This window comes from Pseudomonas sp. OTU5201 (assembly GCF_038440135.1).
Taxonomy (GTDB): Bacteria; Pseudomonadota; Gammaproteobacteria; order Pseudomonadales; family Pseudomonadaceae; genus Metapseudomonas; species Metapseudomonas resinovorans.
The window spans coordinates 1-441 of record NZ_JASATC010000108.1 but is presented as its reverse complement, the minus strand read 5'-3'; the positions used below and the strand labels follow the sequence as shown (position 1 = coordinate 441).

The 441-nt window shown below is 69.2% G+C and carries 1 pseudogene; it reads left to right on the top strand.

The window, feature by feature from the left end:
- Nucleotides 1-349: pseudogene (locus tag AAHM40_RS27055) on the top strand (flavin-dependent monooxygenase); the annotation flags it as partial.
- Between the last annotated feature and the right edge of the window lie 92 nt (nucleotides 350-441).

Here is a 441-nt window from a genome sequence, read left to right as displayed (position 1 = left end):
CCAGACCGCCCTGGCCAACGCCATGGTCACGGTGGATGAGTGCCGCACCGTACTGCTGCGCAACTTCACGCTGATGACCCAGCGCGCCAAGGCCGGCGAGCCGTTGAGCATGGCGGAGCGGGTGAAGATGCGCTACGACTCGGCCATCGTCCCGGACAAGTGCGCCCAGGCGGTGGAAGCGCTGATGTACAACAGCGGCGCCTCCACCATCTTCCGCCACCACGGCATCAACCGCGCCTTCCGCGATATCCACACCGGCCGCGCCCACGTGGCCAACTGCCCGGGCAAGTACGCGCTCAACCTCGGCGGCGTGGGGATGGGGCTGGACAGCACCGACTTCTTCCTCTGACGACGCCATTCGCGAGCAAGCTCGCGCCTACGTAGGAGCCAGCTTGCTGGCGAACCCGCCCCGCCACGACGCCCGCCCCGCGCGGGCGTCGC